This is a genomic window from Microbacterium sp. NPDC055599 (genome assembly GCF_053618975.1).
Genome location: NZ_JBSHIM010000007.1, coordinates 37,753 through 48,984 on the forward strand (window position 1 = coordinate 37,753; position 11,232 = coordinate 48,984).

Genomic DNA, 11,232 nt, shown 5'->3' on the forward strand with positions numbered 1-11,232 from the left:
GCGAGGAGGGCGGTGGTCGGACTTCCGTCAGCCGCGGGCGCGGGACGGAAGGTGGAGTCCGTGTCGTTCGTTGAGGAGGAGGCGGGTCTGCTCGACTTCGGCATCGTGCCGCTCGCGGTCCCAGCCGAGGAGGGGAGCGAGCGCCTCAGCGATCTCGTCGAGTACCTCGGCGTTGGCGCCGCCCGTGAAGGCGATGCTGGTGCGGCGCAGGATCACGTCCTCCAGCCGTGCGACCATCTCGTTCTGCACCATCCACTCAAGCTCCCGTGTGGAGAGGTCGCCGCCGGCGAGGGGCGCGTCCGGCCCCTGCTCGACGTGCGCCCAGACCTCGGCCGCCCGCGTGCCGTAACGGGCCAGCAGCTGCTCGGCACGTGCTCCGGCGCCCGGCAGGTTCTCCTGGATCCAGATGCGCTTGGCCTTCTCGGTGCGCGGGAACTCGCGTCCGCCGCCGATGGCACGACCCGCGGTCGACACCGTGCGCGTGCGACCCAGGAGGTCGAGCACCTGGTTGGACAGCGATTCGCCGAGCGCGCGGAACGTGGTCCACTTGCCACCGACCAGGCTCACCAGCGGGACGGCGCCCTGGCGGTCGACCTCTACCCGGTAGTCGCGCGAGACGAACCCGGGGGCCGTGTCCTCGTGGCGGGGGAGCGGGCGGATGCCGGAGAAGTTGTAGACGATCTGCTCGCGGGTCACCGAGATCGTCGGGAACACGTGGTGGATGAGATCGAAGAAGTAGTCGATCTCCTCCTCGGTGCACACCGGGACCTCGCGCGGGTCGGCGTCGATGTCCGTGGTGCCGACGAGCACTCGGCCCTTCAGCGGATAGATCAGCACGATGCGGCCGTCGGAGTGCTCGAAGAAGATCTCGCGGCCGCGGGTGGCGTCCAGCAGCTCCGGGTGGTCCAGCACGATGTGCGAGCCCTTGGTGCCGCCCATGAAGCGGCTCTGGAGGCCGAGCTCCTCGTTGGTGAGGTCGGTCCAGGGGCCGGACGCGTTGACGATCACGTCGGCGGACACGGCGAACTCGGTGCCGCTCTCGCGGTCGCGCAGCAGCACGCTGTCGCCGTCGCGACCGACCGCCTCGACGTAGTTGAGAGCCACGGCGCCGGGGTGCGCGGCGCGCCCGTCCTGCAGCACGTCGAGGGCGAGCCGCTCCGGGTCGTGCATCGAGGCGTCGTAGTACGTCGCGGTGTACTTGATGTCCGGGTCGAGCGACGGCAGTTCAGCGAGCGACTTCTTACGTCCGAGGAAGCGGTGGCGCGGCACGGTGCCGCCGTCGCGCGAGAAGGTGTCGTAGATCGTGAGGCCGACCTTGATCAGGAACGCTCCGCGCTCCTTCGGCTTGCCGCTCTTGTGGGTGAGGAAGCGGAGCGGCGCGGAGAGGATGCCCGAGAACGTCGAGTAGATCGGGATCGTGGTCTGCAGCGGCTTGACGTAGTGCGGCGCGATCTTGAGCAGACCGTTGCGCTCCTCCACCGATTCGCGGACGAGGCGGAACTCGCCGTTCTCCAGGTAGCGGATGCCCCCGTGGATCATGTGGCTGGAGGCGGCGGAGGCCCCGGACGCGAAGTCGCCGCGCTCGACCAGGAGGACATCGACCCCCTGCAACGCCAGGTCGCGGAACGTGGAGATGCCGTTGATGCCACCGCCGATGACGAGGACGGTGGTGCGTCCGGACTCGCGGACAGCGCGGACGTCCGCGCGCTCGGGGGACGCGTGTGTGGAATCGATCATCGTCGACCCTCTCTTCCTTGCTTGCCACCAGCATCGACCCGTCTGACGTGGGCGCGCAAGTCCGCTGCACATATGTGCAAGGATCGAAGGACAGGAGGAAGTCATGGCAGGTTCCGGCGCGCAATCCCGCGACAGCAAGCTGATCGCGGCGCTCACCGCCGCTCAGCTCTACTACATGCAGGACAAGACCATGGAGGTCATCGCCACGGAGCTCGGCACGTCGCGGTCCTCGGTCTCACGGCTGCTGAGCTTCGCGCGGGAGAGCGGACTCGTCGACATCCGCATCAACTCACCGCTCGAACGGCTCGGCATGCTCGAACAGCGCATCCGCGATCGCCACCGCGTCGTCGCACACGTGGTGCCGATGGCCGAGATCGTGAGCGAGGTGGAGCGGCTGGAGCGCGTCGCCCTGACAGCGGGACGACTCCTGTCTCAGTTCGTCGACTCCAACATGATCGTGGGCGTCGCGTGGGGATCGACCATCAGTGCCGTCAGCCGTGGTCTCACGCAGAAGGAGACGCACAACACCACGTTCGTGCAGCTCAACGGCGCCGGCAACACGCAGACCAGCGGTGTGGAGTACTCCAGCGACATCCTGCAGCGCTTCGGCAGTGCGTTCGGCGCGCAGGTGCAGCAGTTCCCGGTCCCGGCGTTCTTCGACGACCCCGCGACGCGAGAGGCGATGTGGCGGGAGCGCAGCACACGGCGGGTGCTCGACCTCCAGGCGAAGATGGACATCGCGGTGTTCAGCCTCGGCTCGCCCGCGGCAGAGGTCCCCAGTCGCGTCTACGTCGGCGGGTATCTGGGGCGTGAGGACTACCGGAGCCTCCGCGAGGATCACGCGATCGGCGACGTCGCGACCGTGTTCTTCCGCGCGGATGGCTCGTGGCGCGACATCCGCGTCAACGCCAGGGCGACCGGGCCGGGCCTCGACCGTCTGCGGCGCGTGCCCCGGCGGGTGTGCGTCGTGTCCGGGGTGCCGAAGCTCGCGAGCCTGCGGGCGGCGATCGCCGCGGAGCTCATCACCGACGTCGTGCTCGACGAGGGCCTCGCGCGCCGGCTCATCGAGGACTGAACCGCCGACGGGGCGTCACTCGCCGTCGATCGACGACTCCGGCCCCGAGCGGAACTCGCGGATCAGGTGCTGCACGACCGCGGCGAGGTCGCCGTCCGTCGCGTCGGCGACGGCCAACTGACGCGCATAGCTCGCGCCTCCCTCGAGGATGCCGCCGATGCTCGCGAACTCCCGCCCGCAGCCGAGCTCGACCGCGACCGGGGCGAGCTCTTCGATCTTCTCCGCCAGATGATCTCCTACGAGACGCTGCGTTCCGATCGCGTCGACGATCACGCGAGCGTCGAGGCCGTAGCGGGCGGCGCGCCACTTGTTCTCCCGGTGGTACCAGGCGGGAAGCTCGGGAAGCGCGGCGCCCTCGTCCAGCAGCCGCGAGAAGTGCTCGACCAGCACCTGCACGAGAGCCGCGACGGCGGCCATCTCGGACAGCGTGGACAGCCCGTCGCACGCCCTCACCTCGATCGTGCCCCAGCGCGGTGCGGGGCGGATGTCCCAGCGCACCTCCGTCGCGTCGGCCATGACGCCCGTGCGGACCATGTCGTCGAGGTACCGCTCGAACTGTGCCCAGTCGCGCAGCGGCCAGGGGAGCCCAGCGGTCGGAAGCTGCTGGAACACCAGGGCGCGGTTGGAGGCGTATCCCGTGCGCTCCCCGGCCCAGAACGGGCTCGACGCCGACAGAGCCTGCAGGTGGGGGAGGTAGGCGGACAGGGCGTTGATGATCGGGAACACCTTGCGCTGGTCCTCCACGCCGACGTGCACGTGGATGCCCCAGATCATCATGTTGCGTCCCCACCACTGGGTGCGCTCGATGAGGGTGTGATACCGGGTCTTGTCCGTCACCTGCTGATCGAACCATTGCGCGAACGGGTGGCTGCCGGCGGAGAGGAGCTCGATCCCCGCCGGGTCGGTGGAGGCCCGGACCGCGGAGATGGCGTTGGCGATGTCGTCGACCGCGTGGGCCACCGAGTCGCCGATGCCGCTCGTGACCTCGATCGTGTTCGTGAGGAGCTCCCCGGTCACGGTGTGGCGTTCATCCTCGCTCTCCGCTTCCAGCGCGGCGAGGAGCTCGGGCGCGCGGCCGACCAGATCGCCGGTCGCGGGATCGGCGAGCATGATCTCCCATTCGAGACCGACGGTGGAGCGGGCCGAAGCGGCGAAGTCGAGCTGCACGACCACAGTCTGACACGGCGTCGCCGACACGCGGCCACGCCGTGTCGCCGCGTTTCGCGCGGGGCCGGTGCATCTGGCAGAATAGAGGGTCGGACGACGTGCTCGACCCTCTATCCAGCATTCGTCCTCCCTATTGAGCTTCCGCCGGGTGTGCACCCCACTCTCCAGGCGATCGGTTCGTTTCCTTCCACACCATTCAGGAGAATCGTGTCTGTCAAGATTCGTCTCAAGCGCCTGGGCAAGATCCGCGCGCCTTACTACCGCATCGTCGTCGCCGACTCGCGCACCAAGCGCGACGGTCGTGTGATCGAGGAGATCGGCAAGTACCACCCCACCGAGGAGCCCTCCTTCATCGAGGTCGACTCGGAGCGTGCGCAGTACTGGCTGTCCGTCGGCGCTCAGCCGACCGAGCAGGTCACCGCCATCCTCAAGATCACGGGCGACTGGGGCATCTTCAAGGGCGACAAGGACGCGAAGTCCACGCTCAAGGTCGCCGAGGAGAAGACGGCGTTCGAGGCCGACTCCTCGAAGAAGTCGGTCATCAAGCCGAAGGCGGAGAAGAAGGAGGCTCCCGCTGAGGAGGCTCCCGCCGCTGACGCCGACGCGGAGGCCGCCGAGGCTCCCGCCGCCGACGCCGAGTAATCCATCGTGCTTGCCGCCGCGCTCGAGCACATCGTCAAGGGGATCGTCGATCACCCGGAGGATGTGCGCATCACCGAATCCACCTCGCCGCGAGGCGACCTCCTCGAGGTGCGCGTGCACCCCGACGACCGTGGACGCGTGATCGGGCGCGGCGGCCGCACGGCCAAAGCCCTGCGCACCCTCGTCAGCGCTCTCGCGGACGGGCGTCGCGTTCGTGTCGACGTCGCGGACGACTGACGTGGTGGCGAAGGACCGCAGCCAGGGCAGGAACCAGCTCCGCGTCGGACGGCTCGTCAAGGCGCACGGGCTGAAGGGCGCCCTGAAGCTGGAGCTGTACACCGACAACCCCGAGGGCCGATTCACCCCGGGGGCCGTGTTCACGTTGCAGGTGCCCGAGGCATCTCCGTGGCACGGCAAGGAGATCACCGTCCGCGAGTACCGCGTGATGAACGGGAACCCGGTCGTGTTCTTCGACGACGTCGACGACCGCACGGCCGCCGAGAGCCTCGTGCGCGCGATCCTCTGGATCGATCAGGACGAGGACGAGGTCGAGGAGAACGCCTGGTTCGACCACCAGCTGGTCGGACTCGACGTCGTCCGCGACGAGACCGTGGTCGGTCGCGTCGTCCGCGTCGATCACTTCCCCGCCCAGGACCTCCTCATCGTGAAGGCGGGCGAGCAGGAGATCATGGTGCCGTTCGTCGAGGCGATCGTGCCGACCGTCGATGTCGCGGGCGGCCGCGTCATCGTGACGCCGCCGTCCGGTCTGTTCGAGGAACTCCCCGACTCGGAGGATGCCCAGGCGGACGAGTCGACGGAGGCGGACGACGCTTCCGAATCGCGCTGATACGGTTCCCCCGTGCGCATCGATGTCGTCTCCATCTTCCCGTCGTACTTCGACGGCCTGACGCTGTCGCTGCTCGGAAAGGCTCGGCACACCGGTCTGCTCGATCTGCGCGTCCACGACCTCCGCGACTGGACGCACGACCGCCATCGCACGGTCGACGACACCCCGTACGGCGGGGGAGCGGGCATGGTCATGAAGCCGGAGCCGTGGGGGCTCGCCCTCGATGAGATCGCCGGTTCCGACGTGTCCGGCCCCGAAGCTCCCACCTTCATCTTCCCGTCTCCGGCGGGGGAGGTCTTCACGCAGGCGACGGCGCGCGATCTCTCGACGCGGGGACATCTCGTGTTCGGTTGCGGCCGCTACGAGGGGATCGACGAGCGCGTCTTCGAGTACGCGTCCGGCCTGGGCGAGGTCCGGTTGATCAGCCTCGGCGACTACGTGCTGAACGGCGGCGAAGTCGCCGCGATGGCCATGATCGAGGCTGTCGGACGGCTCATCCCCGGTGTCGTCGGCAATCCGGAGAGCCTCGTCGAGGAGTCGCACGAGGACGGGCTGCTGGAGTACCCGTCGTACACGAAGCCCTCGGTCTGGCGCGAGCGTGCGGTGCCGGAGGTGCTGCTCAGCGGCAACCACGGGGCGATCGCGGCCTGGCGCCGCGAACAGCAGATCGAACGGACTCGGCGCCGTCGGCCGGACCTCCTGCCACCGGCGGAGGCCTGAACCGACCTCCGAACGCGTGTCGCGCACCTGTTAGCGTCGGAGCATGGTGGATAGGGCACTCGCGCAGTCGTTCGAGACGATCGGCGAGGAGTACGACCGTCATCGGCCGGGATTCCCCGTCGCCGCGGTCGAAGCCATCCTCCCCGTCGCGGTTCCTACGGTGCTCGACCTCGGCGCGGGGACGGGCAAGTTCACCGAGCTCCAGCTCGAGCGCGCGGATCGGGTGGTGGCCGTCGAGCCTTCCGCGCCGATGCGCGAGGTGCTTCGGTCCAAGCTGCCAACGGTCAGCGCTCTCGACGGTACGGCTGAGCGCATCCCCCTGGGCGACGGCGCGGTAGACGCGGTCTGCGTTGCGCAGGCCTTCCACTGGTTCGACCGGGACACGGCCGCGGCGGAGATCGCGCGGGTGCTGAGGCCGGCGGGTGTGCTGGGTCTGCTCTGGAATCGCGCGGATCCGGCGTGCGCGTGGGACGTCGCATGTCACCGCATCGCGCACCCGGCCGTGGGCGATGCCGATGCCACGACCGCGACCGCCGTGGAGCTGCCGGGCTTCGACTTCGTCGGGCACCACGAGATCCGCTGGACGGAACGGATCAGCCGCGCCGGCTACGTCGCCCGGTGGGCCACGGTCAGCAGCTATCTCGTCGCGAACGAGTCCGGGCGCCGCGCGATGCGTGATGCGATCGAGGCGGTGCTCGACGAGAGCCCGGAGACGGCGGGCAGGGCGGCCTTCGACCTTCCGCATCTGACTGACGTCTTCCGCTACCGGCGCGCATGAGGATCTGGTCGTTGCATCCGGTGTACCTCGACCGGCAGGGCCTCGTGGCGTGCTGGCGCGAGACCCTGCTCGCTCAGGCTGTGCTCGCCGGAACGACGAAGGGCTATCGCGAGCACCCGCAGCTGGCGCGCTTCCGCGAGGCACCCGAGCCGTCGACGGCGGTGTCGGCCTATCTGCGCGGTCTTGCGGACGAGGCTGACGCGCGTGGTTACCGCTTCGATCGCTCGCGCATCCGTACCCTCGGCACCACTGTGCCGCCCCTCGAGGTCACCACCGGTCAACTCGACCTCGAGTGGCGCCATCTGCGTGCCAAGCTCGCCGCCCGAAGCCCGGACCGCCTGGCCCTGCATGCGCACACGCACCGTCCGGCGCCTCATCCGCTGTTCGTCGTGGTCGAGGGCCCCGTGGCGTCGTGGGAACGGGCGTGACGTCGCGGGTCAGTCGACGCCGAGGAAGGAACGGTCGGTGAGGATGATCGGCCCGTCATCCGTGATCGCGATGGTGTGCTCCGAATGCGCACCGCGGGAGCCGTCGACGCTGCGCAGCGTCCAGCCGTCTGGGTCGGTCACGAGCTCGTCGGTGGTCGCGAGGAACCACGGTTCGAGAGCCAGGACCAGGCCGGCGCGGAGCGGGAAGCCGCGGCCCGCTCTGCCGTCGTTCGCCACATGCGGGTCTCCGTGCATGGTGCGTCCGACGCCGTGCCCGCCGAAGTCGGTGTTGATGGAGTAGCCCTCGCGGTGGGCGACGGCGGCGATCGCAGCGGAGATGTCGCCGATGCGGTTGCCCACGACAGAGGTCTCGATCGCGGCCGTGAGAGCCCGCTCGGTGGTGTCGATCAGGCGCAGGTCCTCGTCGCGCGGCGTGCCGACCACGAACGAGACGGCAGAGTCGGCCACCCATCCGTCGACGGACACCGCGAAGTCGAGGGTGACCAGATCGCCGTCGCGCAGGGTGTAGTCGTGGGGGAGGCCGTGCAGGACCGCGTCGTTCACGGAGGTGCAGATGACCTTGCCGAAGGGGCTCGCCCCGAAGGACGGGTGGTAGTCGATGTAGCAGGACTCCGCGCCCGCTCTGCGGATCATGTCGTGGGCGCGACGGTCGATCGCCAGAAGGTTGGTGCCCACTTTCGTCTCGTCGCGCAGGGTCGCCAGGGTCTCGGCGACGAACCGGCCTGCCGCGCGCATCTCGTCGATCTCGGCAGGGGTGCGCAGTTCGATCATGGGTGTCCTCTCGTTTCCTCCATTCTCCCTGATCGAAGCGCCCAGGGGAGCCGAGCGCCCAGAGCGAACACGCTGACCCGACGAGGGGCGATCGACGTAGCATCGGAGCATGTGGTTGCGTCAGGCGTTCTTCCGGTGGCTCCTGCCGTCTGCCTTCGTGCTCCCGCTGTGGCTCCTCGTCGGCTGGGGCGTGTTCCAGGGCGGCTGGGCCATCCTGTGGGTGTTGCTCATCGCGATGCCGTCCGTCTTCATCGGGCAGCTCCTGCTCACACTGCTCACGCGTTCGCGGCCGTCGGTCCGCGCTGAGCGTGCCGTGTCCTGGTGGGATGTCGCCGGCTTCGCGCTGTGGCACGGCCTCACCATCGCGGTCGGGTTCTTCATCGACGGCGCGTTCGGCTGGTTGCTCGCGGCGGCGATCGTCGTCGGGATCGCGCTCGTCTGGCTGCAGCTGTGGCAGCTGTGGAACGAGGCCCGTGGCAGTGGGGCGCGCATCAGAGAGACCATCACGTGGTCCACGATCCCCGCCGCGGACGAGCCGACCGTGCGCGCGGAGCCCCATGAGATCATCGTCGTGCGCGAGAGTGATCCCCGGGACTGAGTGACCGTTTTGGTCGCATCTGCCATCCGTGGCAGAATGGATTCTTGTGCCGTGACCGGCTCTGCCTCAGGGGAGCCCGCGGACGCGTCAGCGCCGTTCAGCACACACCCGTTCTTGTTCCTTCCATCATCATGCATCCGACCTGTGGCGAGTGCAGAGAGAGACGATCATGCAGATCCTCGACGCCGTCGACGCGGCTTCGCTCCGTTCCGACATCCCCGAGTTCTTCCCCGGTGACACCGTCAAGGTGCACGTCAACATCACCGAGGGCAACCGCTCCCGTATCCAGGTCTTCCAGGGCGTCGTCATCGGCCGCCAGGGCGACAGCGTGCGCGAGACCTTCACGGTCCGCAAGATCAGCTTCCAGGTGGGCGTGGAGCGCACCTTCCCCGTGCACTCCCCGGTGATCGACCACATCGAGGTCGTCACGCGCGGTGACGTTCGTCGTGCGAAGCTCTACTACCTGCGCGAGCTGCGTGGCAAGAAGGCGAAGATCAAGGAGAAGCGCGACAACTGAGTCGCAGCTTCCTCACAGCACCCCGGGACACGATGTCCCGGGGTGCTTTGTCGTGCGCGGGGTGTGCGACCCTTGTTACTGCCGTGTGCCAACGGTGCTCCACTCGAGAAGGAACCAGATGACTGACTCTCCGTCCGCACGTCCGACGAGAAGGCGCCGCGGGTTCCTGGTCTTCCTCCGTGATGTGCTGGTGATCGTCCTGATCGCGGCGCTGGTGTCGTTCGTCATCAAGACGTTCGTCGTCCGCTCGTTCTATATCCCCTCGGCCTCGATGGAGCGGACGCTACTCATCAACGACAGGATCCTCGTCGACGAGCTGACACCGCGCTGGACCGGCTACGAGCGGGGCGACGTGGTCGTGTTCAAGGACCCCGGGGGATGGCTCGACGGTCAAGTGCAGACACCGGCGCAGCCGCCTCTGATCCAGGCCGTGGATTGGGTGCTGAACTTCGTGGGTATCTCGGCGACGGACTCGCAGGACCATCTCGTCAAGCGCGTGATCGGGGTCGCGGGCGACCACGTGGTGTGCTGCAACGCGCTGGGGCAGATCACGATCAATGGTGCACCGATCGACGAGCTCGGATACCTCAACCTCCCGCAGGGCGACACCGCCGCCTCCAACGAGCCGTTCGACGTGGTCGTGCCTGAGGACTCGGTGTGGCTCCTGGGCGACAACCGCGATCGCTCGCGAGACGCGCGCGCCCACCAGGATCTCCCGAGCGGCGGCTTCGTGCCCGTCGGCAACATCGTCGGCAAGGCGTTCCTGACGACCTGGCCGCTCGATCGGTTCGGCACGATCGACGGGCATCACGAGATCTTCAACGGGGTACCGGAGTCGGAATGACCGTCGTCGCGCCCCGTCTGACGCTCGAGCGACGGCTCCTCGGCGAATGCGAGCTGATCATCGCGCTCGACGAGGTCGGGCGCGGTGCCCTCGCGGGGCCGGTCGCCGTGGGGGCTGCCGTGATGGACGCCAAGGGAGCGCGCCGGCGGGTTCCCGAGGGCCTGCGCGACTCGAAACTCGTCACGGAACGACGGCGCCCTGAGGTGGCTGCGCGCGCCGCGGCGTGGGTCCAGGCCTCCGCCGTCGGCTGGGCAACGGCGAGGGAGGTCGACGAGGTGGGGATCATGCGGGCGCTCGGTCTCGCCGCGTCGCGGGCCGTTCAGGCCGTGGTGGACCAGGGGGCCGCCCTCGAGAATGCGCTGGTGCTGCTCGATGGGAATCACGACTACGTGTCCCGCGTCCATCCCGTCCCCCTCCGTGTGCGGCCGGTGGTCAAGGCCGACCGCGACTGCGCCTCCGTGTCGGCCGCCTCCGTGATCGCCAAGGTCGCACGCGACGGGCACATGGCCGAGCTGCACGAGGGTCATAGCGGCTATCAGTGGGATCGGAACAAGGGCTACGCGAGCCCCGAGCATCGGGACGCCATCCGCGCTCTGGGCCTGTCACCGTTCCACCGGTCGTCCTGGGCGATCGCCGATGCCCCGACGCTCTTCTGAGGGCGCCCGCGGATACCGCTCCGTGCGGTCCGCCGCCATAGGATGGAGTCATCATGGATGAGGAAGCCTTCGACGACTACGACCGCGAGCTCGAGCTGGCGCTGTTCCGTGAGTACCGTGACGTCGTCTCGCAGTTCCAGTACGTGGTCGAGACCGAGCGGCGCTTCTACCTCGCCAACGAGGTCAACGTCGTGCGACGCGACACCGAGCACGACTTCTACTTCGAGATCTCCATGAGCGATGTCTGGGTCTGGGACATCTATCGCGCGGACCGCTTCGTGAAGGCCGTGCGGGTCCTCACCTTCAAGGACGTCAACGTCGAGGAACTGCAGCGACGCGAGTTCGAGCTCCCGCAGGAGCTGTCCCTCGACGGTGAGTGACCTGACGCCGTCGTAGAGGTCCAGACGCGCCGGTCGGCTGCGACTCCCGTT

15 protein-coding genes are annotated in these 11,232 nt (G+C 68.5%); 12 read left to right on the forward strand and 3 right to left on the reverse strand.

Going from position 1 to position 11,232, the window contains the following annotated elements; genetic code table 11:
* Window positions 1–27: 27 nt before the first annotated feature.
* Entirely contained in the window at window positions 28–1,737 is a 1,710-nt protein-coding gene (locus ACWGQ1_RS08225) for a glycerol-3-phosphate dehydrogenase/oxidase (protein WP_136037017.1), read from the reverse strand.
* A 103-nt stretch (window positions 1,738–1,840) separates the two neighbouring features.
* On the opposite strand from ACWGQ1_RS08225, the gene ACWGQ1_RS08230 reads away from it, so the two are divergent.
* Window positions 1,841–2,812 carry a sugar-binding transcriptional regulator gene (locus ACWGQ1_RS08230; RefSeq protein WP_136034582.1) on the forward strand — a complete coding sequence of 324 codons (972 nt, stop codon included), beginning with the start codon at window positions 1,841–1,843 and terminating at the stop codon, window positions 2,810–2,812.
* A gap of 15 nt (window positions 2,813–2,827) precedes the next feature.
* Here ACWGQ1_RS08230 and ACWGQ1_RS08235 read toward each other — a convergent pair whose 3' ends face one another.
* Window positions 2,828–3,979, reverse strand: coding sequence for a glutamate--cysteine ligase (locus ACWGQ1_RS08235; protein WP_136034584.1), 1,152 nt, complete (start codon window positions 3,977–3,979; stop codon window positions 2,828–2,830).
* 207 nt (window positions 3,980–4,186) lie between these two features.
* Between ACWGQ1_RS08235 and rpsP the strand changes: the two genes are divergently transcribed.
* From rpsP to ACWGQ1_RS08265, 6 genes are read left to right on the forward strand one after another with little or no spacing between them, the layout of a single operon-like run.
* A complete protein-coding gene (gene rpsP, locus ACWGQ1_RS08240) occupies window positions 4,187–4,621 on the forward strand; it encodes a 30S ribosomal protein S16 (protein WP_136037018.1) in 435 nt (144 codons plus the stop codon).
* A 6-nt stretch (window positions 4,622–4,627) separates the two neighbouring features.
* Window positions 4,628–4,858: an RNA-binding protein gene (locus tag ACWGQ1_RS08245; RefSeq protein ID WP_136034588.1), complete on the forward strand. Its 231-nt coding sequence runs from the start codon at window positions 4,628–4,630 to the stop codon at window positions 4,856–4,858.
* A 1-nt stretch (window position 4,859) separates the two neighbouring features.
* Window positions 4,860–5,468, forward strand: a complete 609-nt coding sequence (gene rimM / locus ACWGQ1_RS08250; RefSeq protein WP_136034591.1) for a ribosome maturation factor RimM — start codon at window positions 4,860–4,862, stop codon at window positions 5,466–5,468.
* Between the two features lie 12 nt (window positions 5,469–5,480).
* The gene (gene trmD, locus ACWGQ1_RS08255; RefSeq protein ID WP_452312754.1) at window positions 5,481–6,188 is read left to right on the forward strand and encodes a tRNA (guanosine(37)-N1)-methyltransferase TrmD; all 708 of its coding nucleotides are present in this window, start codon (window positions 5,481–5,483) and stop codon (window positions 6,186–6,188) included.
* Window positions 6,189–6,231: 43 nt separating this feature from the next.
* On the forward strand, window positions 6,232–6,966 hold the full coding sequence (locus tag ACWGQ1_RS08260; protein ID WP_452312755.1) for a methyltransferase domain-containing protein: 735 nt from the start codon (window positions 6,232–6,234) through the stop codon (window positions 6,964–6,966).
* Window positions 6,963–7,394 carry a pyrimidine dimer DNA glycosylase/endonuclease V gene (locus ACWGQ1_RS08265; protein ID WP_136034598.1) on the forward strand — a complete coding sequence of 144 codons (432 nt, stop codon included), beginning with the start codon at window positions 6,963–6,965 and terminating at the stop codon, window positions 7,392–7,394. Before ACWGQ1_RS08260 ends, ACWGQ1_RS08265 begins: the two co-directional genes overlap by 4 nt.
* Before the next feature lie 9 nt (window positions 7,395–7,403).
* Here the strand turns inward: ACWGQ1_RS08265 and map are convergent, their stop codons facing one another.
* Window positions 7,404–8,186: a type I methionyl aminopeptidase gene (gene map / locus ACWGQ1_RS08270; RefSeq protein ID WP_247638738.1), complete on the reverse strand. Its 783-nt coding sequence runs from the start codon at window positions 8,184–8,186 to the stop codon at window positions 7,404–7,406.
* Window positions 8,187–8,295: 109 nt separating this feature from the next.
* Between map and ACWGQ1_RS08275 the strand changes: the two genes are divergently transcribed.
* The 5 genes from ACWGQ1_RS08275 to ACWGQ1_RS08295 all read left to right on the forward strand — a co-directional run bounded on the left by ACWGQ1_RS08275 (window position 8,296) and on the right by ACWGQ1_RS08295 (window position 11,181).
* Window positions 8,296–8,784 (forward strand): MFS transporter permease, encoded by a 489-nt coding sequence (locus tag ACWGQ1_RS08275; RefSeq protein WP_136034602.1) that lies wholly within the window; start codon window positions 8,296–8,298, stop codon window positions 8,782–8,784.
* Window positions 8,785–8,953: 169 nt separating this feature from the next.
* A complete protein-coding gene (gene rplS / locus ACWGQ1_RS08280) occupies window positions 8,954–9,301 on the forward strand; it encodes a 50S ribosomal protein L19 (protein WP_136034604.1) in 348 nt (115 codons plus the stop codon).
* A gap of 118 nt (window positions 9,302–9,419) precedes the next feature.
* Entirely contained in the window at window positions 9,420–10,145 is a 726-nt protein-coding gene (lepB, locus tag ACWGQ1_RS08285; protein ID WP_136034606.1) for a signal peptidase I, read from the forward strand.
* Window positions 10,142–10,801 carry a ribonuclease HII gene (locus ACWGQ1_RS08290; protein WP_136037023.1) on the forward strand — a complete coding sequence of 220 codons (660 nt, stop codon included), beginning with the start codon at window positions 10,142–10,144 and terminating at the stop codon, window positions 10,799–10,801. Before lepB ends, ACWGQ1_RS08290 begins: the two co-directional genes overlap by 4 nt.
* A 53-nt stretch (window positions 10,802–10,854) precedes the next feature.
* The gene (locus ACWGQ1_RS08295; protein ID WP_017204525.1) at window positions 10,855–11,181 is read left to right on the forward strand and encodes a DUF2469 family protein; all 327 of its coding nucleotides are present in this window, start codon (window positions 10,855–10,857) and stop codon (window positions 11,179–11,181) included.
* Window positions 11,182–11,232 lie beyond the last annotated feature (51 nt).

Excerpts from the sequence above, each read along its gene's own strand:
- ACWGQ1_RS08265 (WP_136034598.1), top strand. The coding sequence starts at position 6,963 with ATGAGGATCTGGTCGTTGCATCCGGTGTACCTCGACCGGCAGGGCCTC.
- lepB (WP_136034606.1), top strand. The coding sequence starts at position 9,420 with ATGACTGACTCTCCGTCCGCACGTCCGACGAGAAGGCGCCGCGGGTTC.
- ACWGQ1_RS08275 (WP_136034602.1), top strand. The coding sequence starts at position 8,296 with ATGTGGTTGCGTCAGGCGTTCTTCCGGTGGCTCCTGCCGTCTGCCTTC.
- map (WP_247638738.1), bottom strand. The coding sequence starts at position 8,186 with ATGATCGAACTGCGCACCCCTGCCGAGATCGACGAGATGCGCGCGGCA.
- ACWGQ1_RS08295 (WP_017204525.1), top strand. The coding sequence starts at position 10,855 with ATGGATGAGGAAGCCTTCGACGACTACGACCGCGAGCTCGAGCTGGCG.
- ACWGQ1_RS08225 (WP_136037017.1), bottom strand. The coding sequence starts at position 1,737 with ATGATCGATTCCACACACGCGTCCCCCGAGCGCGCGGACGTCCGCGCT.
- ACWGQ1_RS08290 (WP_136037023.1), top strand. The coding sequence starts at position 10,142 with ATGACCGTCGTCGCGCCCCGTCTGACGCTCGAGCGACGGCTCCTCGGC.
- rplS (WP_136034604.1), top strand. The coding sequence starts at position 8,954 with ATGCAGATCCTCGACGCCGTCGACGCGGCTTCGCTCCGTTCCGACATC.
- ACWGQ1_RS08260 (WP_452312755.1), top strand. The coding sequence starts at position 6,232 with ATGGTGGATAGGGCACTCGCGCAGTCGTTCGAGACGATCGGCGAGGAG.
- ACWGQ1_RS08230 (WP_136034582.1), top strand. The coding sequence starts at position 1,841 with ATGGCAGGTTCCGGCGCGCAATCCCGCGACAGCAAGCTGATCGCGGCG.